Below are 19,716 nucleotides of genomic sequence, written 5' to 3'. Positions count from 1 at the left end.
AAAAATGATCGATCAAACGAGTCGTGAAGGTCACAGACCACTTCCAGATGGGGAAAACACGGGGCAGGATGACAGGTTGGCGGCACTGAGTGCCGCCGATAGGCCCAATGGTCGACCCCGAGTGCACTCTCCTGAGCCAAATGGGGGAGGGTAGAGACAGTCAGGGCAACCTCGAAGATGAGGCACAACGTCGGTGAGGGAAGACGTGAGCGACAACTCTGTAGTACTGCGGTACGGCGACGGCGAGTACACCTACCCGGTGATTGACAGCACCGTCGGCGACAAGGGCTTCGACATCGGCAAACTCCGCGCCCAGACCGGTCTGGTGACGCTGGACAGCGGTTACGGCAACACCGCCGCCTATAAATCCGCCATCACCTACCTCGACGGCGAGGCGGGCATCCTCCGCTACCGCGGCTACCCGATCGAGCAGCTGGCCGAGCGCTCCACCTTCCTGGAGGTGGCCTACCTGCTGATCAACGGTGAGCTGCCGACCGTCGACGAGCTCTCGACCTTCAAGAACGACATCACGCAGCACACCCTGCTGCACGAGGACGTCAAGAACTTCTACAAGGGCTTCCCGCGCGACGCCCACCCGATGGCCATGCTGTCGTCGGTCGTCTCCGCGCTGTCCACGTTCTACCAGGACAGCCACAACCCGTTCGACGAGACGCAGCGCAACCTCTCGACGATCCGCCTGCTCGCGAAGCTTCCGACGATCGCGGCGTACGCGTACAAGAAGTCGATCGGCCACCCGTTCGTCTACCCGCGCAACGACCTCGGTTACGTCGAGAACTTCCTGCGCATGACCTTCTCGGTGCCGGCGCAGGAGTACGAGCTCGACCCGATCGTCGTCTCGGCCCTGGACAAGCTGCTGATCCTGCACGCGGACCACGAGCAGAACTGCTCCACGTCGACGGTCCGCCTGGTGGGCTCCTCGCAGGCGAACATGTTCGCCTCGATCTCGGCCGGCATCAACGCGCTGTGGGGCCCGCTGCACGGCGGCGCCAACCAGTCCGTGCTGGAGATGCTCGAGGGCATCCGTGACGCGGGCGGCGACGTCGACTCCTTCATCCGCAAGGTGAAGAACAAGGAGGACGGCGTCCGTCTGATGGGCTTCGGCCACCGGGTCTACAAGAACTTCGACCCGCGCGCCAAGATCATCAAGGCCGCCGCGCACGACGTCCTGTCGGCCCTCGGCAAGTCCGACGAGTTGCTGGACATCGCGCTGAAGCTGGAGGAGCACGCGCTCTCCGACGACTACTTCGTCTCGCGCAGCCTCTACCCGAACGTCGACTTCTACACGGGTCTGATCTACCGGGCCATGGGCTTCCCGACCGAGATGTTCACGGTCCTGTTCGCCCTCGGCCGTCTGCCGGGCTGGATCGCCCAGTGGCACGAGATGATCAAGGAGCCGGGTTCGCGCATCGGCCGTCCGCGCCAGATCTACACGGGTGTGGTGGAGCGGGACTTCGTTCCGGTCGAAGAGCGCTGATACACGCCGGTGACGGGGCTGACCTGCAAGGGGCGCGGGGCTGTGTCGATGTGCGGCTCCGCCGCGCGGCGCGACCAGCCCCCACCGGCTGTCAGCCGGGAGACGACCTGAAGCCCCCGAGACCCCCCGGTTGAATCCGCGAAGAGAAAGGCGCCCTGGCGCCGGTCCCCCCACGGGCCGACGTCCAGGGCGCCTTCCCATGTCCCGGTGCGGATTCCCCCCACGGGATCCGGCCGGGCGTCTGAGAGACGAGCGCCTGAATCGCTGTCTTTCGGTGTTGCCGATTGAGTAGAACGAGCAGAACTCGTCGTACTCATGTGTGCGGTTGTGATGTGTTCGGTTGTGTATGCGATCTGCCGGGACAGCGCACGGTCGGGAGGGCCGCTCAAAGCTTCCCGATGTACGTGCCCCGGCAACGCAACTCTGAGGAAGTCCCCCAAGACATCCCCAGATGCCAGTAAGCGCCCCCCAAGACGCTGCCTGACATCGTCAACTTAGACCTTCGAACCCCTTCGATGGTTACGTTCACATCACTGTGATCTGCGTCTCTTGCATATGTCCGTTAGATACGCAAGAGCCCCGATATGGCGATCGGGACCCAAGCGTAAGGATGATGCGAGAGCCTTGTGAAGAGCTTATGTGAGCTGGGCTTCGGACTCCAGAGGGGCCTGGCGGGGTTCTTACTACGAATTCACCGGAAGGTTCGCAGTCTCAGGCTGTTCGTCACGACGAACACCGATGAGATGGCCATCGCGGCCCCCGCGATCATCGGGTTCAGCAACCCCGCCGCGGCGAGCGGCAACGCGGCGACGTTGTACCCGAAGGCCCACACCAGGTTGCCCTTGATCGTGGCCAGCGTCCTGCGGGACAGCCGGATCGCGTCCGCGGCCACCCGCAGATCCCCGCGCACCAGCGTCAGATCGCCCGCCTCGATCGCCGCGTCCGTCCCGGTCCCCATGGCGAGACCCAGATCGGCGGTGGCAAGCGCTGCCGCGTCGTTGACGCCGTCACCCACCATGGCCACGCGGCGCCCCTCGCGCCGCAGCCGCCGTACGACTTCGACCTTGTCCTCGGGCAGGACCTCCGCGATCACCTGATCGATACCGACCGTCCGCGCCACCGCTTCGGCGACCGTCCGGTTGTCCCCGGTCAGCAGCACCGGAGTCAGCCCCAGCGCGCGCAGCTCACGCACCGCCTCGGCGCTGCTCTCCTTCACCGCGTCGGCGACGGCGACGACACCGTGCGCCACCCCGTCCCACCCGACCACGACGGCCGTACGACCCTCTCTCTCGGCCTCTTCCCGGGCGCGGGCGAGCTCGGGTGGCAGCTCCTCGAAAAGGCGCCCCACGGCCACGTCATGGCCCTCCACGCGCGCGCGGGCGCCGCGCCCGGGGACGTTCTCGAACCCCTCCACCTCCGGGAGCCGTCCGACCCGCTCCTCGGCACCCGCGGCCACGGCCCGGGCGACGGGATGCTCGGAGGCGTGCTCGACGGCGCCCGCGAGCCGCAGCACCCGCTCCTCGTCGGCGCCCTCGGCGACGTACACCTTCTGCAGGGTCATGCGACCGGTGGTGACCGTGCCGGTCTTGTCCAGGACGACGGTGTCGATCCGGCGCGTGGACTCCAGCACCTCCGGGCCCTTGATGAGGATCCCGAGCTGAGCCCCGCGTCCGGTGCCGACCCTGAGGGCCGTGGGCGTGGCCAGGCCCAGGGCGCACGGGCAGGCGATGATCAGTACCGCGACGGCCGCGGTGAACGCGGCGACCGCGTCGTCGGCCATGCCGAGCCAGGCGCCGAAGGTGGCGACCGCGAGCACGATGACCACGGGTACGAACACCGCGGAGATCCGGTCGGCCAGCCGCTGCACCTCGGCCTTGCCGTTCTGCGCGTCCTCCACCAGCTTCGCCATCCGGGCGAGCCGCGTGTCGGCGCCGATCCGGGTCGCCTCCACGACGAGCCGCCCGCCCGCGTTGACCGTGGCGCCGGTGACCGCGTCCCCGACCGTCACGTCGACCGGCACCGACTCGCCGGTCAGCATGGCCGCGTCCACGGCGGAGGAGCCCTCGACGACGGTGCCGTCGGTGGCGATCTTCTCGCCGGGCCGTACGACGAACCGGTCGCCGACGGCCAGCCGGTCGACCGGGACGCGGACCTCGCGTCCGCCCGCCCGTCTCCCACCACCACCCTCAACCGAGAGCGCTTCGCGCTCGCCCTCCTCGTATCGCAGTACGGCGACGTCCTTCGCGCCGAGCTCCATCAGGGCGCGCAGTGCCGCACCCGCGCGGCGCTTGGCGCGAGCCTCCAGACAGCGCCCGAGCAGGATGAAGGTGACGACCCCGGAGGCCACTTCGAGGTAGATCTGCGAGGCGCCGTCCACGCGCGCGACGGTGAACTCGAAGTCGTCGCGCATGCCGGCCATGCCCGCGTCACCGAGGAACAGCGCCCACAGCGACCAGCCGAACGCCGCCAGCGTGCCCATCGAGATCAGCGTGTCCATGGTCGCCGCACCGTGCCGGGCGTTCGTGAGCGCGGCGCGGTGGAAGGGCAGCCCGCCCCAGACGACGACCGGCGAGGCGAGGGTGAGCGCGAGCCACTGCCAGTTGTCGAACTGCAGGGCCGGGACCATCGACAGCAGGATGACCGGGACCGCGAGCAGGGCGGAGACCGTGAGGCGCTGGCGGTATGAGGCCAGTTCCGGGTCTTCCGGGGCCCGCTCGGCATTGTCCGGGGACTGCTGCGGCTCGGGCCGCGGGGGAGCGGGCTCCTCGGCGGTGTACCCCGTCTTCTCGACGACGGCGATGAGGTCGGCGACCTCCATGTCCGCGGGGTAGCTGACCTTCGCCTTCTCCGTCGCGTAGTTCACCGTGGCGGTGACGCCGCCCATGCGGTTGAGCTTCTTCTCGACGCGGGCCGCGCAGGAGGCGCAGGTCATTCCGCCGATGAGCAGCTCGACTTCCGAGATCGGCGCTATCGGGGCCTGGGCGGTGCTGGACATGTTCTCCGTGCTCCAAGGCGGTTCGGCCGCGCCCCGAAGGGGCGCGGGGAACTGCGCGATCAGCCACGACGGAGCCGCAGACACCGGACGGCATCTCCTGGCACTCTCTGTCGTCGCACTCCCGGGGAGCGCGGGTCTCAGACGGTACCGACCAGCTCAAAGCCCGCCTCGTCAATCGCGGAGCGCACCGCCTCCTCGTCCAGCGGCGCCGCGGAGACGACGGTGACCTCACCGGTCGAGGCGACGGCCTTCACCGAGCTGACGCCGGGGATCTCGGAGATCTCGCCGGATACGGCACCCTCGCAGTGCCCGCAGCTCATACCGCTCACCTTGTAGACGGCGGTGACGGAACCCGGGGTGCCGGTCTGGGCGGTCATGTCGTTCTCCTCGTCGAGGCATGTGGGGCCGAGGGGGCCCAGGAGGGGCCTCCGCACCCCAAGCTATACCCCTATGGGGTATTTCTCCAAGAGGCGTCGGGGTGACGTGGGACCCGCGCTCCGGGGGTGCCGGGCGGCTTCAGGAGGGCTCGGGCTGCCCGAGTGTGGCGCCGACCAGCGGGTCGAGGTAGCGGATCAGGGCGTTCTTCAGCTCCCGGATGTAGGCCTCGCGCTCGGCGCCCTCGTGGGCGAGGACCAGTTCCAGGCCCGCCTTGTACAGGCCGAGGCTCATGTGCGCCGTCCGGGTGAGGTCGGCCGGCGGGGTGTCCGGCAGGAGCGAGGAGAGCAGGTCCTCGATCCGGGAGAGCAGCGTCGCGTGCAGGGCGTCGTGCTCCTCGGTGATGCGGCCGGGGATGTCGGGGCCGTGCATCAGCGCGAAGAACACCGGGTGCTCGCAGTTGAAGGCGATGAACCGGTCCACGGCCGAGCCGACCGCCTGCTCCAGGGGCGTCGCGGGATCGACCGGCGCGAGCGCCTCGCCGTACGTCTCGCGCATCTCGTGCATGAGCCGGACGCCCAGTTCGATCGCGATCGCCTCCTTGTTCGGGAAGAACTGGTACAGCGTGCCCGGCGAGACGCCCGCCTCGCGGGCGATGGCGTTGGTGCTGGCGGCCGTGTAGCCGGTGGTGGTGAAGACGGTGGCGGCGGCTTCCAGGAGTTGGGCGATCCGGCGCTCGCCGCGGGCCTGGCGGCGGCGCGGCTGCTCCTTCTCCTCGTTGACGGACACGCGTTATCCCCAGCTTCTCCGAACGCGATTGACAAACGCGAGCGGTCGCTCGCATTCTGGAGAAACGCGAGCGATGTCTCGTGTTTGCCAGTCTATGGCAGTGACGGCTCCATGCTGCCTCGCTGCGCACAGCACGGATCAGGTGAAGGGGACACCGCACAATGACCGAAGTCAACAGGCCGCCCCGCGTCGGAGGCTGGACCCGCTTCGTCACGGCCCGCCCCCGGTTGTCGCTGCTCGTGGCCCTGGTGCTCACAGCGCTCGCGGTGGTGGCCGGCAGCGGCGTCGCCGACCGGCTGGGCAGCGGCGGCTGGGAGGATCCGAACGCCGGGTCGACCTACGCGACCAAGGCACTGGAGCGCGAGTTCCCCGCCTCCCAGCCCAACCTCCTGCTCCTGGTGGACGCGGGCAGCGCCTCCGTGGACGACCCCGCGGTCGCCGCCGAGGCCAGGAGGCTCACCGAACGTCTGGCCGCCGAGAAGGGCGTCATAGGAGTCGGCTCCTACTGGCAGGCGGACCCCTCGTCGGCCCCCGCCCTGCGCGCCGAGGACGGCCATGAGGCGCTGATCGCCGCCCGCATCACGGGCGAGGAGAAGGAGATGGGGGAGACCCTGGACCGCCTCGCGCCCGAGTTCCGGGGTGCGCACGGGCCGGTGGAGGTCAGCGTGGGCGGCCCGGTCGCCGTGCGGCACGAGATGCAGACGATCATCCAGGAGGACCTGCTGCGCGCCGAGGTGATCGCCCTGCCGGTCACCCTGGTGCTGCTGGTGATGGTCTTCGGCAGCGCGGTCGCGGCCCTGCTGCCGCTCGGCATCGGCATCGTCGCGATCCTCGGCACGAACGCGGTGCTGCGCGGCCTGGCCGAGATCACGGACGTGTCGGTCTTCGCGATGAACCTCACCACAGCCCTGGGCCTCGGCCTCGCCATCGACTACGCGCTGTTCATCGTCCGCCGCTTCCGCGAGGAACTCACGGCCGGCGCCGAGCCCTTGGCGGCGGTCGGCACGACCCTGCGCACGGCCGGCCGTACGGTCCTCTTCTCGGCCCTCACGGTCGCGGTCTCCCTCGCGGCGATGCTGCTCTTCCCGCAGTACTTCCTGCGCTCCTTCGCCTACGCCGGGATAGCGGTGGTGCTGCTGGCCGCGGCGGCCGCGCTGATCCTGCTCCCGGCGGCACTGGTCCTGCTCGGCCACCGGGTCAACTCCCTCGATCTGCGCCGCCTGTTCCGGCGCGGGCGGCCGAAGGGGTCCGGTGAGGCACCCGATCGGGCGTCCGGCGCATCGGAGGGCAGGGCCTGGACCCGCACCGCGAACCTCGTCATGCGCCGCGCTCCCTTCTTCGCCCTGGGCACCACCGCCGTCCTGGTCCTGCTCGGACTGCCCTTCCTGGGCGTGAAGTTCGGCACCGCGGACGACCGTCAGCTGCCGTCGAGCGCCGAGTCCCACGTGGTGCAGCAGCACATCCGCGACGGCTTCCCGGGCAGCCCCGGCGGCGGCCTGGAGGTGTTCGCCGAGGGGCGGGCGACGCAGGCGCAGTACGCCGACTACAAGGAACGGATCGCGGCTCTCCCGGAGGTGCTCCGGGTCGACGGGCCGCTGGTGAAGGGCGACTCCGCCTACTTCACGGTGCTGCCGAAGGGCGAGGCGGTGGACGACCCGGCCCAGCGCCTGGTGGGCGAACTGCGCGCCACGCAGGCGCCGTTCGACACCGAGGTGACCGGTGCGGCGGCCGTCCTGGTCGACTCCAAGGACGCGATAGCCGAACGCCTGCCCCTGGCGGCCGCCTTCATCGCCGTCGTCACCCTGCTGCTGGTGTTCCTGCTGACGGGCAGTGTGCTGATCCCGATCCAGGCGGTCGTGCTCAACGCGCTGAGCCTGACGGCGATGTTCGGCGCCGTGGTGTGGGTCTTCCAGGACGGCCATCTGTCCGGACTGCTCGGCTTCACCAGCCCCGGCTCGATCGAGACGACCCTCCCGGTGCTGATGTTCTGCGTCGCCTTCGGCCTGTCCATGGACTACGGCGTGTTCCTGCTCTCCCGCATCAAGGAGGAGTACGACGCGACCGGCGACCACGACCAGGCGGTCCGCCACGGCCTGCAACGCACCGGCGGCCTGATAACCGCCGCCGCCGTGATCCTCGCTGTCGTGATGGTCGCGATAGGCACCTCCCGGGTGACCAACACCAAGATGCTCGGCCTCGGCATCGCCCTGGCGGTGCTGATGGACGCGATGATCGTCCGCAGTCTCCTGGTCCCGGCGGTCATGCGCCTCACGGGGCGGGCGACCTGGTGGGCGCCGGGGGCGCTGCGCCGGTTCCACGACAGGTTCGGGATGAGCGAGTCGGGGGGCGAAACCGTGCCCGCCGCTGTGGAAGGGGCGCACGAGGAGCGGGACCGGGAACGGGACGGGCAACGGGACGGGCAACGGGACGGGCAACGGGACGAGGTGGCCGCGCGCGGCTGACCGTCTTGGAAGCGGGCACAGGTGCCGTACCGCAAACCCGGCGGAGCGTCTAGCGTTCGCGATGATCTCCGTGCAAGGGGCGCGGCCGAAAGGAGACCGGGATGCGGGCTGTCGTGTTCGAGCGGTACGGCGAACCGGCCGAGGTACGAGAGGTGTCCGACCCGCACCCCGCCCCCCACGGTGTGACCGTGCGGGTCGAGGCGACGGGGCTGTGCCGCAGCGACTGGCATGGCTGGCAGGGGCACGACCCGGACATCACACTGCCGCATGTACCCGGTCATGAGCTCGCCGGTGTCATCGAGGCGGTGGGCGACCGGGTGACCGGCTGGCGGCCCGGCGACCGGGTCACCGTGCCGTTCGTGTGCGCCTGCGGCAGCTGCCGGGCGTGTGCGGCGGGCGACCAGCAGGTGTGCGAGTGCCAGACCCAGCCCGGCTTCACACACTGGGGCTCCTTCGCGCAGTACGTGGCGCTGGACCACGCCGACGTCAACCTCGTCGCGGTGCCCGACGGGATGTCCTTCGCGACGGCGGCCTCGCTCGGCTGCCGGTTCGCCACGGCGTTCCGCGCGGTCGTGCAGCAGGGCCGGGTGGCGGCGGGGGAGTGGGTCGCGGTGCACGGCTGCGGCGGGGTCGGCCTGTCGGCGGTGATGATCGCGGCGGCGTCCGGCGCCCGGGTCGTCGCGGTGGACGTCTCGCCCCAGGCCCTGGACCTCGCGCGGAAGTTCGGGGCGGCGGAGTGCGTGGACGCGTCGCGCACACCGGACACGGCGGCCACGATCCACGCCCTCACCGACGGCGGCGCCCATCTCTCCCTGGACGCGCTCGGCTCCCCCGTCACCTGCGCCGCGTCCGTCAACTGCCTGCGCCGCAGGGGCCGGCACATCCAGGTGGGCCTGCTGCCCTCGACGTCCGGCACGACACCGGTACCCATGGCCCGCGCGATCGCCCTGGAGCTGGAGATCCTGGGCAGTCACGGGATGGCGGCGCACACCTACCCGCCGATGCTGGAGCTGGTACGGGCGGGGGTGCTGCGGCCGGATCTGCTGGTGACGTCGACGATCTCGCTGGACGCGGTGCCGGCGGCGTTGGAGGCGATCGGGACGGGGCCGGGGGCGGGGGTGACGGTTATCGAGCCGTGGAGCCGACGGTGACCAGGTCGGGGTGGCCGCGGTGGGTGGCCCACTCATGGTCGAGGACGGCCATGACCACCCAGTCGACCCACTCGCCGTCCCGCAGATCGGCTTCCCGCCGAACCCCTTCCACCACGAAACCGGCCTTCTCGTAGACCCGCAGGGCACGGTGGTTGTGGCCGTAGGCCTGCAACTCGATCCGGTGCAGCCCGAGTTGTTCGAAGCCATGGCCGACGATGAGACGGGTGGCCTCGGTGCCGAGCCCTCGGTTGCGCCCCTTGGGCCCGATGAGCGTGCGGAACGTACAACTGCGGGCCTTGGAGTCCCACTCGTACAGGACGACCTCGCCGACGAGTTCGCCGGTGGTGCGGTCGGTCACGGCGAGGTCGAGGCGGTCGGGCTGGTCGGAGCGGGTGCCGTACCAGGAGCGCAGCCGCTCCAGGGGGAACTCTTCGGAGGTCTCGTCCGTGAAGCGGAGGACCTCGGGGTCCTCGATGATCTCCGCCATGACAGCGGCGTCGGCCTCGGTGAATGGCCGCAGTACGGTCCTGTCGCCTCTGAGTACCGGCTTGACGGAGAAGTCGCTCATGGAGTGACTGTGCCCCACGCCGGGGGTGGGGCACAGGTGATTTTCGGGGAGGTCAGTCCGCAGCCGTCCTTCGCCCCCGGTTGCCCGGCCGGGACTCCACCCAGGCCCGGACGGTGTCGGGATACCAGAAGGGCTTGCCGCCCTCCACATGGTCGGGCGGTGGCAGCAGCCCGTGCTTGCGATAGGACCGCACGGTGTCCGGCTGCACCTTGATGTGTGCCGCGATCTCCTTGTAGGACCAGAGCGTTCGGTCGATCATCGGTTGCACCTCCCTGCGCGCGCAGCGGCGGCGACCGGGGGCGGTCGTCGTGGGGACCGTGCGCTGCGCTGGTGATCACAAAGCCTGCGTCCGGTCAACGAGGGGGATCGACGAGCGGGCAGGGCCTGTGCACGGGGTGTGACGCAAGGCCCGCGGAGATGCGACATGCGTGACAGGAAAGAAGCGCTTGTGACACAGGTGCCGCAAAGGCACCCGCCGACGCCAGGGCGCGGTGCGTTGACAGCCCCGCCGGCTCTCCTTCAGGCCAACGCGGGCTCGCGGCGCAATGCCGGGCCTCCACGCAACGGTGGGCCGGACCCGCTGCGCCGGGCCCGACCCACCAGCTCCCCCGCCTCCTGCGGCTCGCCGAGGATCAAAGCCTGCATTCAGCCAAGGTCACGGGTCTTGGAAAAATGCGCACCGCGGTCGGATGCGTCCCGACCGGACGCGAGGACGAGGCTCGTCGCCTCGCCCGCCAGCCGGTCCGGCACGGGCGTCCCGGCCGGCGCCCCTCGCGCCGCCGTGAACTCGCCTGGCGTGCATCCCGTCATCGCCTTGAACTCCCCGCTCAGATGGGCCTGGTCATAGAACCCGCAGGCCGCCGCGGTCTCCGCCTGCCCGCGCCCCGCCGCCAGCAGCCGCCGTGCCCGCTGCAGCCGCAGCACGCGTGCCGCCGCCTTCGGACCCAGCCCGATCTGCTCCCGGAACCGGTTCTCCAGGTGCCGTACGCTCCACCCCACCTCGTCGGCGAGCCGCCCCACCGGCACCGACCCACCCGTGCGCACCAGCTCCGCCCAGGCCCGCACCACCCGGGCCGAACACGGCGTACCGGCGTCCGACCAGCGCGCGAACACGTCGTCGAGCAGCCCGAACCGGTCCGCCCAGGTCGGCAACGCGGCCAGCGCGGCGGCGAGTTCGCCGACGCGGGTGGGCAGGGCGTGCGGCAGGTCATCGGGGTCGACGGTCCGATTGGCGAGCTCGTACTGCGGCGTCCCGAACAACCTGAACGCCGCCCACGGCATCAACTGCACCTCGATACCGGCCAGTCGACCGCTGTGCTCACCGACGGCCGGGGTGGTCGTGGGTCCGCAGTAGACGGAGACGAGGGTGTCGGCGGGCCGCCCCGCACGGGAGATCCGTACGGGTTCGTCGAAGCCGAGCAGCAGTGTCGCGGCTCCGATGGGCGCCTCCAGCCGCCGCCGAGGCCGATCCAGACCGAGCCGGATCCCGCGATAACTGATCACCCCGGGCCGCAGCCGGGGATGGGGCAGGCCGAGAGCGATCTCCCAAGACCCCCAAGGCCCTTGCCCCGACCGCACACGTACGGCACCAGTCATCCCCCCATCTTGCAACGCCCCTTTCCGGGGCGCGGGGCTGTTGTCGATATGCGGGTCCGCCGCGTGGCCGCGACAAGCCGCACACAACCCGCACTGGTCGCACGGGCGGCATACTTTGGTCGGCCGTGGTGAGACCGAAGACGGATTTCCTGGCACCGGGCGCCTTCCTAGCGTGGCCGTGTGACGACGACCGATACCGAGAACGCCGACAAGGCGCCGCTGCGGCGCGGGGCCGTTCGGGGTGAGGAGCGGGCGCTGGCGCCCGATCTCGCGCGCGGGATGATGCTCTTGCTCATCGTCCTGTCCAACACCGCCTTCCACCTCTGGGCGGCTCGGCACGGCCCTTCGGGGTGGCAGCCGGTCGACGGCACCTGGGCAGACCGCGCGGTCCAGTTCACCATGATCACCGTCCTGGATCTACGGGTCTATCCGCTCTTCGCGTTCCTCTTCGGCTACGGGATGACGCAGCTCTACCTGCGCCAGATCGAGGCCGGTACCTCGGGGCGCGCCGCGGTGGGGATCCTGCGCAGGCGCAGTCTGTGGCTGATCGTCATCGGGTTGTCGCACGCCACCCTGCTGATGGCCGGCGACATCGTCGGCTACTACGGGCTGCTGAGTCTCGTCCTCGGCCGGCTCTTCGTCAGGCGCAGTGATCGGGCGCTGAAGTGGTGGATCGGGATCGCGGCCGCACAGCTGGTGGTCTTCACTGCGTGGCCAGTAGTAACAGCCTTGCTCCGGGGCGAGTTGGGATCCTTGGGGGACTCGGCAGCGCAGGCGGGCTTCGAGGCGTACGCGTCGGGCGAGGAGAACGCGCTCGTGGCGCTCGGTACCCGGCTGACGACCGGTCTGTTCGTCACCTTCGCCGGTGCCCCGCTCGCGCTCATCGGCGGCGGCTACCTGGTTTTCCTGCTCGGTTTCTGGGCGGCCCGCCGTCGCGTCCTGGAGGAGCCCGGGCGCCATCTGCGGCTGCTGCGCCGTACCGCGGTCAGCGGCATTGCGGTCGGCTGGCTCGGCGGGCTGCCCGCCGCGCTCGCCCACGTCGGCGCGCTCGACGTGCCGGACGACGCACAGAGCGAGGAGGGGGCGCTCACCGTCCTGCGGGATTTCACCGGGAACGCCGCCGGGATCGGTTATGTCGCCGCCGTCGCCCTGTTCGCGCACTGGTGGACCCACCGGCCCGGCCGACAGGGCCGGTGGGGCGCGACGGCCGTCGTCGCGGTGTCAGCGGTCGGCAAGCGATCGCTGTCCTGCTACCTCACGCACTCGCTGATCTTCGCCCCGCTGCTGGCGGCCTGGGGCCTCGGCCTCGGCGAGCACCTGACCAGCGCCACCATGGCGCTCTTCGCGGCCGGCGTCTGGCTGCTCACGGTGGCCGGGGCGTACGCCCTGGAGCGCGCCGGGCGACGCGGCCCGGCCGAGACAGTCCTGCGCCGGCTGGTGTACCGGCGTCCCTAGGGCCTGTCGTTCGGATCAGGTCGGCTGAGAGGTACTGCGCTTTTCAGCCGACCCGAGCCGGGGTCGATGGGGGTGCCCCCGCGCGAGGTTGTTCGAGCGTGGGGAGTCGGCAACCGACGACAACGCGGCTGGGGGTACCCCCTGCTCGAAGAGCTCGGGGAAGCGCGTGCCAGGCCCGCGACGCCGGCATGATCCAAACGACAGGTCCTAGGCCCCACAGGACCGCAAGAACGCCCGAGTCCGCCGAGCAATGGGCAACGGCTTGTCCGGCGAACACGGATACATGTCCTGCTCGACGATCGCGAACAGATCCACATCCAGCTTCTGCGCAGCCTCCAGCACCGGCCCCAACGCAGGCACCCCAGTCGGCGGCTCACACATCACGCCCTGAGCCACGGCCGGCCCGAACGGCGTCCCCTTGGCCCGCACATCGGCGAGGATCTCGGGGTCGACCTGCTTGAGGTGCAGGTACCCGATCCGCGACCCGTACGTCTCGATCAGCTTGACGCTGTCGCCGCCGCAGTACGCGTAGTGCCCGGTGTCCAGGCACAGCGAAACGAGGTCGGAGTCCGTCCCGTCCAGGAACCGGACGACGTTCTCCTCGCTGTCGATGTGCGTGTCGGCATGCGGATGGACGACGATCCGCAGCCCGTACTCCTCCCGCACCCGCTGCCCCAGCCGCTCGGTCAGCGAGGTCAGGTTCCGCCACTGCTGCGGCGTCAGCGTGTCCGGCTCCAGCACCTCACCGGTCTTGTCGTCCCGCCAGAAGGACGGGATGACCACCAGATGAGACGCCCCCATGGCCTGCGCGAGCACCGCGTTGTCCGCGACGTGCGCCCAGGTCTTCTCCCAGACGGCCTCGCCGTGGTGCAGACCGGTGAACACGGTGCCGGCCGACACCTTCAGGCCCCGGCGCGCCACCTCCTCGGTGAGGACGGCGGGGTCGGTCGGCAGGTACCCGTACGGGCCCAGCTCGATCCACTCGTAGCCGGACTCGGCGACCTCGTCGAGGAAGCGCTGCCAGGGGACCTGCTGGGGGTCGTCGGGGAACCACACACCCCACGAGTCGGGAGCCGACCCGATGCGGATGCGGGAGAGAGCGGAAGGGCCGGAAGAAGGCGACTGAGGTGACAACGACGTCATGCCGGTCAGCCTCCGGGCACGGGAACCCGGCTGTCAAGGTCTGGTCCGAATGTCTGGACAAAACATTGACAGGGCTGTGCGGCTCGGACTACAAAGCCGGGAGAGCCGATACGAAGGGAACGCGATGGCGTACGACCTGATCACCATGGGGCGGATCGGAGTGGACCTCTACCCGCTGCAGACCGGCGTCCCGCTGCCGCAGGTCACGTCCTTCGGCAAGTTCCTCGGCGGCTCGGCGACGAACGTCGCGGTCGCCGCGGCCCGGCTGGGGCGGCGGACCGCGGTGATCACCCGCACCGGCGACGACCCCTTCGGCACCTACCTCCACGAGGCCCTCCAGGGCTTCGGCGTCGACGACCGCTGGGTCACCCCGGTCCCCGGCCTGCCCACCCCGGTCACCTTCTGCGAGGTCTTCCCGCCGGACGACTTCCCGCTGTACTTCTACCGCCGGCCCAAGGCCCCGGACCTGGAGATCGACGCCCACGAGCTCGACCTCGACGCCATCCGCGACGCCCGGATCTTCTGGATCACCGGCACCGGCCTGAGCGAGGAGCCGAGCCGTACGGCGACGCTCGCGGCCCTCGCCCACCGGGCGAAGGCAGGCATCACCGTCTTCGACCTGGACTGGCGCCCCATGTTCTGGACGGACCCGGACGCGGCCCGCCCGTTCTACGCCGAGGCCCTCAAGCACACCACCGTCGCCGTCGGCAATCTCGACGAGGTGGAGGTCGCGACGGGTGTACGAGAGCCCCAGGCCGCGGCCCGCGCGCTCCTCGACGCCGGTGTCGAGGTCGCCGTGGTCAAGCAGGGCCCGAAGGGCGTCCTCGCCGTCAACCAAAAGGGCGACGAGGCCGAGGTCCCGCCCCTCCCGGTCAACGTCCTCAACGGGCTCGGCGCCGGAGACGCCTTCGGCGGCTCCCTCTGCCACGGGCTGCTCGAAGGCTGGGAGCTGGAGAAGATCATGCGGCACGCCAACGCGGCCGGCGCCATCGTCGCCTCCCGTCTGGAGTGCTCCTCCGCGATGCCGACGCCGGACGAGATCGAGGCCGCCATCGCCGCGGGAGCCGTCAAGTGACCGTCGACATCGCCGAACTCGTGCGCCTGCGCACCCAGCGCCCCGAGGCGATCGCGGAGGCCGCGGCCCGCCGCATCCGCAGGCCCCTCCTCGGCGACTCCGGCCGGCTGATGATCGTCGCCGCCGACCACCCGGCCCGCGGCGCCCTCGGCGTCGGCGACCGGGGGCTCGCCATGGCCAACCGCGCCGACCTGCTTCAGCGCCTCTGCCTTGCGCTGTCCCGCCCCGGCGTCGACGGCGTCCTCGCGACCGCCGACATCCTCGACGACCTGCTCCTGCTCGGCGCCCTCGACGGCAAGGTCGTCATGGGCTCGATGAACCGCGGCGGCCTCCAGGGCGCCGCCTTCGAGCTCGACGACCGCTTCACCGGCCACCGCCCCGAGGACATCGAGCGCCTCGGTTTCGACGCCGGCAAGCTGCTCCTGCGCATCGACTACGCCGACCCGGGGTCGCTGACCACCCTGGAGTCGACCGCCCGTGCCATCGACGACATGGCCGCACGCCGACTCCCGGTCTTCGTCGAGCCGTTCATCAGCCACCGCACCCCCGAGGGCAAGGTCAGGAACGACCTGTCCGCCGAGGCCGTCACCAGGTCCATCGCCATCGCCTCCGGCCTCGGCGGCACCTCCGCCTACACCTGGCTGAAGCTGCCGGTCACCGAGAACCCCGACGACATGGCCGAGGTCATGACGACGTCCACGCTGCCCGCGGTGCTGCTCGGCGGCGAGGTCGGGGACGACCAGGAGGGGGCGTACGAGAAATGGCGCGGCGCACTCCAACTGCCCACCGTGCGGGGGCTGGTGGTCGGCCGTTCGCTGCTCTACCCGGCGGACGGGGACGTCGCCGCCGCGGTGGACACTGCCGTAGGACTGCTGTGAGGTCCCCATGACCACGAGCCGTACGTTCCGCCCCCAGATCGCCTCCGGCGCGGGTAGCCGCTTTGCTTTGGCAGGAGCGAAGTGCGAGCGAAGACTCCCCGCCCGCTACGGCCCCGCGCCGGAGGTCCCCGACACGGCCCGTCGAGTCGTACGGGGCGGCGGAACCGTACGTGAGTGGCGGATCCACTTCCGCCCGGACCACACGGAGGGTTACCGATGACCTCAACGACGAGGCTCACGGTCGCACAGGCGCTCGTCCGCTTCCTGTCCGCCCAGCACACCGAGCGCGACGGCGTACGTCAGCGCCTGATCGGCGCCACCTGGGGCATCTTCGGCCACGGCAACGTCGCCGGGATCGGCCAGGCGCTCATCGAGTTCGCCGATGACATGCCGTACCACCAGGGCCGCAACGAGCAGTCGATGGTGCATGCCGCGGTCGGCTACGCCCGCCAGTCCAACCGGCTGTCCACGCACGCCGTGACCACTTCCATCGGCCCCGGCGCGACCAACCTCGTCACCGGCGCCGCCCTCGCCACCATCAGCCACCTCCCGGTCCTGCTCCTCCCCGGCGACATCTTCGCCACCCGCCCCGCCGACCCGGTCCTCCAGCAGCTCGAAGTGCCCTACGCGGGCGATGTGTCGGTCAACGACTGTCTGCGCCCGGTGTCGAAGTACTTCGACCGCATCACCCGGCCCGAGGCCCTGATCCCCTCCGCACTCAACGCCATGCGGGTGCTGACGGACCCGGTCGAGACCGGCGCCGTCACGCTCGCGCTGCCGCAGGACGTGCAGGCCGAGGCGTACGACTGGCCGGACGACTTCTTCGCCGAGCGCACCTGGGTCGTACGCCGCCCGGGCGCCGACCCGACCGAACTCGCCGACGCGGTGCGGGCGATCAGGTCCGCCCGCAGGCCCCTGGTCATCGCGGGCGGCGGCGTCCACCACAGCCGCGCCGAGGAGGCCCTCGCCGAGTTCGCGGAGGTCACCCGCATCCCGGTCGCCTCCACGCAGGCCGGCAAGGGCTCCCTGCGCTGGGACCACCCCCAGGACGTCGGCGGAGTCGGCCACACCGGCACCGCCACCGCCGACGAACTCGCCCGCACCGCCGACCTGGTGATCGGCGTCGGCACCCGCTACACCGACTTCACCACCGCCTCCGGCACCCTCTTCGCCGGTGACGGCGTCCGCTTCCTCAACCTCAACATCGCGCCCTTCGACGGCCACAAGCTCGCCGGAATGCCGCTGATCGCGGACGCCCGCAGCGGCCTGATGGAGCTGACCGCGGCCCTGGACATGCACGCGCACCGGGTCGCCGGCAGCTATGTCGCCGAGTACACCGAGGACAAGGAGCGCTGGGAGCAGCGCGTCGACGCCTGCTACGAGGCCGACGAGCCCGACGTACGGCCGACGCAGCCGCAGGTGCTCGGGGCCCTGGACGCTCTGGTGGACGAGTCGGACGTGATCATCAACGCGGCCGGCTCCCTCCCCGGCGACCTGCACAAGCTGTGGCGGGCGCGCTCGCGCGACCAGTACCACCTGGAGTACGGCTACTCCTGCATGGGCTACGAGATCCCGGCCGCGATCGGCGTGAAGCTGGCCGCCCCCGAGCGCAACGTGTGGGCGCTGGTCGGCGACGGCACCTATCTGATGATGCCGACGGAGATCGTGACCGCCGTGCAGGAGGGTGTCGCGATCAAGGTGTTGCTGGTGCAGAACCACGGGTACGCGTCCATCGGCGGCCTGTCGGAGGAGACGGGCGGCGAGCGCTTCGGCACCGCCTACCGCCACCGCGCGGACGACGGCACCTTCACGGGTGCCCCGCTCCCCGTCGACCTGGCCGCCAACGCGGCCAGTCTCGGCATGCGGGTGCTGCGCGCGAAGACCGTGAGCGATCTTCGTGAGGCGCTCGCCGAGGCCCGTGCCGCGGACACTCCCACATGTGTCTACGTGGAGACCCAAACGGCAGACACAGTGTCGGGCGCGCCGCCCGCGCAGGCCTGGTGGGATGTTCCTGTGGCCGAGACCGCGACCAGGCCGTCGGCGGTCAAGGCACGCGAGCTCTACGAACGGCACGTCTCCACCCGACGCCGCCACTTGTGAAGGAGAAACCGGGCATGACGAAGATCGTCAACCACTGGATCGGCGGCAAGACCGTCGAAGGCGCGTCGGGCACGTTCGGGCCGGTCACCGACCCGGCGACCGGCGCGGTCACCACGAAGGTCGCGTTCGCCTCGGTCGACGAGGTGGACGCGGCGGTCGCGGCCGCCAAGGAGGCCTTCGTGACGTGGGGCCAGTCGTCGCTGGCCCAGCGCACCTCGATCCTGTTCAAGTTCCGTGCGCTGCTGGACGCCCACCGCGACGAGATCGCCGAGCTGATCACCGCCGAGCACGGCAAGGTGCACTCCGACGCCCTCGGTGAGGTGGCCCGCGGTCTGGAGATCGTCGACCTCGCGTGCGGCATCAACGTGCAGCTGAAGGGCGAGCTGTCGACGCAGGTCGCCAGCCGGGTCGACGTCTCGTCCATCCGGCAGCCGCTGGGTGTCGTCGCGGGCATCACGCCGTTCAACTTCCCGGCGATGGTGCCGATGTGGATGTTCCCGCTGGCCATCGCGTGCGGCAACACCTTCGTGCTGAAGCCGAGCGAGAAGGACCCGTCGGCGTCGGTCAGGCTCGCCGAGCTGCTGGCGGAGGCCGGTCTCCCGGACGGCGTCTTCAACGTCGTCCACGGCGACAAGGTGGCCGTCGACCGCCTCCTGGAGCACCCCGACGTCAAGGCGGTGTCGTTCGTCGGCTCCACCCCCATCGCCCGCTACATCCACACCACCGCCTCCGCCAACGGCAAGCGCGTCCAGGCGCTCGGCGGCGCCAAGAACCACATGCTGGTCCTGCCGGACGCGGACCTGGACGCGGCGGCGGACGCGGCCGTATCGGCGGCGTACGGCTCCGCGGGTGAGCGCTGCATGGCCATCTCCGCGGTCGTGGCCGTCGGTTCGATCGGCGACGAGCTGGTGGAGAAGATCCGCGAGCGCGCCGAGAAGATCAAGATCGGCCCCGGCAACGACCCGACCTCCGAGATGGGCCCGCTGATCACCAAGGTCCACCGCGACAAGGTGGCCTCCTACGTCGAGGGCGCGGCGGCCGAGGGCTGCGAGGTCGTCCTCGACGGCACCGGCTACACGGTCGACGGCTTCGAGGACGGCCACTGGATCGGCATCTCGCTCCTCGACAAGGTGCCGACCAGCGCGAAGGCGTACCAGGACGAGATCTTCGGCCCCGTTCTGTGCGTGCTGCGCGCCGAGACGTACGAGGACGGCGTGGCGCTGATCAACAGCTCGCCGTTCGGCAACGGCACCGCGATCTTCACCCGGGACGGCGGCGCCGCCCGCCGCTTCCAGCTGGAGATCGAGGCCGGCATGGTCGGCGTGAACGTCCCGATCCCGGTCCCCGTCGGCTACCACAGCTTCGGCGGCTGGAAGGACTCGCTCTTCGGCGACCACCACATCTACGGCAACGACGGCACGCACTTCTACACCCGCGGCAAGGTCGTCACCACCCGCTGGCCCGACCCGGCGGACGCGCCCTCCGGCGTGGACCTCGGCTTCCCGCGCAACCACTGACGCAATAACGCACTGAGGCACTGAGCCACTGACGCTGAGCGTCCGGGGCCGTCCGGATCGCGGACGGCCCCATTTTTTTACAGGCCCGGGCTGCGGTTCCCGCACGCCCGGAAGTCG

Annotated in this window: 15 protein-coding genes and 1 pseudogene; 9 read left to right on the top strand and 7 right to left on the bottom strand. The window is 70.5% G+C overall.

All coding sequences use genetic code 11. The features are described 5' to 3' along the window. Nucleotides 1-205 precede the first annotated feature (205 nt). Nucleotides 206-1,495, top strand: coding sequence for a citrate synthase (locus tag ACIBAG_RS21000; RefSeq protein ID WP_004001096.1), 1,290 nt, complete (start codon nucleotides 206-208; stop codon nucleotides 1,493-1,495). A gap of 691 nt (nucleotides 1,496-2,186) precedes the next feature. On the opposite strand, the gene ACIBAG_RS20995 is transcribed toward ACIBAG_RS21000, so the two are convergent. The 3 genes from ACIBAG_RS20995 to ACIBAG_RS20985 form a co-directional block, all read right to left on the bottom strand. Then, nucleotides 2,187-4,490: a heavy metal translocating P-type ATPase gene (locus tag ACIBAG_RS20995; RefSeq protein ID WP_399107018.1), complete on the bottom strand. Its 2,304-nt coding sequence runs from the start codon at nucleotides 4,488-4,490 to the stop codon at nucleotides 2,187-2,189. 137 nt (nucleotides 4,491-4,627) lie between these two features. After that, a complete protein-coding gene (locus ACIBAG_RS20990; RefSeq protein ID WP_399107017.1) occupies nucleotides 4,628-4,867 on the bottom strand; it encodes a heavy-metal-associated domain-containing protein in 240 nt (79 codons plus the stop codon). Nucleotides 4,868-5,006: 139 nt separating this feature from the next. Continuing rightward, nucleotides 5,007-5,654, bottom strand: a complete 648-nt coding sequence (locus ACIBAG_RS20985; RefSeq protein WP_399107016.1) for a TetR/AcrR family transcriptional regulator — start codon at nucleotides 5,652-5,654, stop codon at nucleotides 5,007-5,009. A 161-nt stretch (nucleotides 5,655-5,815) separates the two neighbouring features. Here ACIBAG_RS20985 and ACIBAG_RS20980 point away from each other — a divergent pair, with 161 nt between their 5' ends. After that, a complete protein-coding gene (locus ACIBAG_RS20980; RefSeq protein WP_399107015.1) occupies nucleotides 5,816-8,116 on the top strand; it encodes an MMPL family transporter in 2,301 nt (766 codons plus the stop codon). A gap of 101 nt (nucleotides 8,117-8,217) precedes the next feature. Beyond that, nucleotides 8,218-9,267, top strand: a complete 1,050-nt coding sequence (locus ACIBAG_RS20975; RefSeq protein WP_399107014.1) for a zinc-dependent alcohol dehydrogenase family protein — start codon at nucleotides 8,218-8,220, stop codon at nucleotides 9,265-9,267. Here ACIBAG_RS20975 and ACIBAG_RS20970 read toward each other — a convergent pair. The 3 genes from ACIBAG_RS20970 to ACIBAG_RS20960 all read right to left on the bottom strand — a co-directional run bounded on the left by ACIBAG_RS20970 (nucleotide 9,242) and on the right by ACIBAG_RS20960 (nucleotide 11,431). Beyond that, nucleotides 9,242-9,835, bottom strand: coding sequence for a GNAT family N-acetyltransferase (locus tag ACIBAG_RS20970; protein ID WP_399107013.1), 594 nt, complete (start codon nucleotides 9,833-9,835; stop codon nucleotides 9,242-9,244). The two genes, ACIBAG_RS20975 and ACIBAG_RS20970, sit on opposite strands and share 26 nt — an antisense overlap. 52 nt (nucleotides 9,836-9,887) lie before the next feature. Continuing rightward, entirely contained in the window at nucleotides 9,888-10,094 is a 207-nt protein-coding gene (locus ACIBAG_RS20965) for a helix-turn-helix transcriptional regulator (protein WP_399107012.1), read from the bottom strand. 386 nt (nucleotides 10,095-10,480) lie between these two features. Then, on the bottom strand, nucleotides 10,481-11,431 hold the full coding sequence (locus tag ACIBAG_RS20960) for a helix-turn-helix domain-containing protein (RefSeq protein WP_399107011.1): 951 nt from the start codon (nucleotides 11,429-11,431) through the stop codon (nucleotides 10,481-10,483). Between the two features lie 180 nt (nucleotides 11,432-11,611). On the opposite strand from ACIBAG_RS20960, the gene ACIBAG_RS20955 reads away from it, so the two are divergent. Then, nucleotides 11,612-12,886 (top strand): DUF418 domain-containing protein, encoded by a 1,275-nt coding sequence (locus tag ACIBAG_RS20955; protein WP_399107010.1) that lies wholly within the window; start codon nucleotides 11,612-11,614, stop codon nucleotides 12,884-12,886. 207 nt (nucleotides 12,887-13,093) lie between these two features. On the opposite strand, the gene ACIBAG_RS20950 is transcribed toward ACIBAG_RS20955, so the two are convergent. Further along, nucleotides 13,094-14,029, bottom strand: a complete 936-nt coding sequence (locus tag ACIBAG_RS20950) for a sugar phosphate isomerase/epimerase family protein (protein ID WP_399107009.1) — start codon at nucleotides 14,027-14,029, stop codon at nucleotides 13,094-13,096. Between the two features lie 124 nt (nucleotides 14,030-14,153). Between ACIBAG_RS20950 and iolC the strand changes: the two genes are divergently transcribed. The 5 genes and pseudogenes from iolC to mmsA all read left to right on the top strand — a co-directional run bounded on the left by iolC (nucleotide 14,154) and on the right by mmsA (nucleotide 19,599). Further along, on the top strand, nucleotides 14,154-15,104 hold the full coding sequence (gene iolC, locus ACIBAG_RS20945) for a 5-dehydro-2-deoxygluconokinase (protein WP_399107008.1): 951 nt from the start codon (nucleotides 14,154-14,156) through the stop codon (nucleotides 15,102-15,104). Then, the gene (locus ACIBAG_RS20940; RefSeq protein WP_399107007.1) at nucleotides 15,101-15,982 is read left to right on the top strand and encodes a deoxyribose-phosphate aldolase; all 882 of its coding nucleotides are present in this window, start codon (nucleotides 15,101-15,103) and stop codon (nucleotides 15,980-15,982) included. Before iolC ends, ACIBAG_RS20940 begins: the two co-directional genes overlap by 4 nt. Nucleotides 15,983-16,001: 19 nt before the next feature. Continuing rightward, nucleotides 16,002-16,124: pseudogene (locus ACIBAG_RS20935) on the top strand (5-deoxy-glucuronate isomerase); the annotation flags it as partial. Nucleotides 16,125-16,198: 74 nt separating this feature from the next. Next, entirely contained in the window at nucleotides 16,199-18,082 is a 1,884-nt protein-coding gene (gene iolD, locus ACIBAG_RS20930; protein ID WP_399107006.1) for a 3D-(3,5/4)-trihydroxycyclohexane-1,2-dione acylhydrolase (decyclizing), read from the top strand. A 14-nt stretch (nucleotides 18,083-18,096) separates the two neighbouring features. Next, nucleotides 18,097-19,599: a CoA-acylating methylmalonate-semialdehyde dehydrogenase gene (gene mmsA / locus ACIBAG_RS20925; protein ID WP_399107005.1), complete on the top strand. Its 1,503-nt coding sequence runs from the start codon at nucleotides 18,097-18,099 to the stop codon at nucleotides 19,597-19,599. Nucleotides 19,600-19,716 lie beyond the last annotated feature (117 nt).

This window comes from Streptomyces sp. NPDC051243 (genome assembly GCF_044455405.1).
Taxonomy (GTDB): domain Bacteria; phylum Actinomycetota; class Actinomycetes; order Streptomycetales; family Streptomycetaceae; genus Streptomyces.
The sequence above is the reverse complement of the archived record's forward strand: the minus strand, read 5'-3'. Positions and strand labels throughout refer to the sequence as shown.

Excerpts from the sequence above, each read along its gene's own strand:
- ACIBAG_RS20965 (WP_399107012.1), bottom strand. The coding sequence starts at position 10,094 with ATGATCGACCGAACGCTCTGGTCCTACAAGGAGATCGCGGCACACATC.
- ACIBAG_RS20980 (WP_399107015.1), top strand. The coding sequence starts at position 5,816 with ATGACCGAAGTCAACAGGCCGCCCCGCGTCGGAGGCTGGACCCGCTTC.
- ACIBAG_RS20970 (WP_399107013.1), bottom strand. The coding sequence starts at position 9,835 with ATGAGCGACTTCTCCGTCAAGCCGGTACTCAGAGGCGACAGGACCGTA.
- ACIBAG_RS20950 (WP_399107009.1), bottom strand. The coding sequence starts at position 14,029 with ATGACGTCGTTGTCACCTCAGTCGCCTTCTTCCGGCCCTTCCGCTCTC.
- ACIBAG_RS20990 (WP_399107017.1), bottom strand. The coding sequence starts at position 4,867 with ATGACCGCCCAGACCGGCACCCCGGGTTCCGTCACCGCCGTCTACAAG.
- iolD (WP_399107006.1), top strand. The coding sequence starts at position 16,199 with ATGACCTCAACGACGAGGCTCACGGTCGCACAGGCGCTCGTCCGCTTC.
- ACIBAG_RS20960 (WP_399107011.1), bottom strand. The coding sequence starts at position 11,431 with ATGACTGGTGCCGTACGTGTGCGGTCGGGGCAAGGGCCTTGGGGGTCT.
- mmsA (WP_399107005.1), top strand. The coding sequence starts at position 18,097 with ATGACGAAGATCGTCAACCACTGGATCGGCGGCAAGACCGTCGAAGGC.
- ACIBAG_RS20995 (WP_399107018.1), bottom strand. The coding sequence starts at position 4,490 with ATGTCCAGCACCGCCCAGGCCCCGATAGCGCCGATCTCGGAAGTCGAG.
- iolC (WP_399107008.1), top strand. The coding sequence starts at position 14,154 with ATGGCGTACGACCTGATCACCATGGGGCGGATCGGAGTGGACCTCTAC.
- ACIBAG_RS20975 (WP_399107014.1), top strand. The coding sequence starts at position 8,218 with ATGCGGGCTGTCGTGTTCGAGCGGTACGGCGAACCGGCCGAGGTACGA.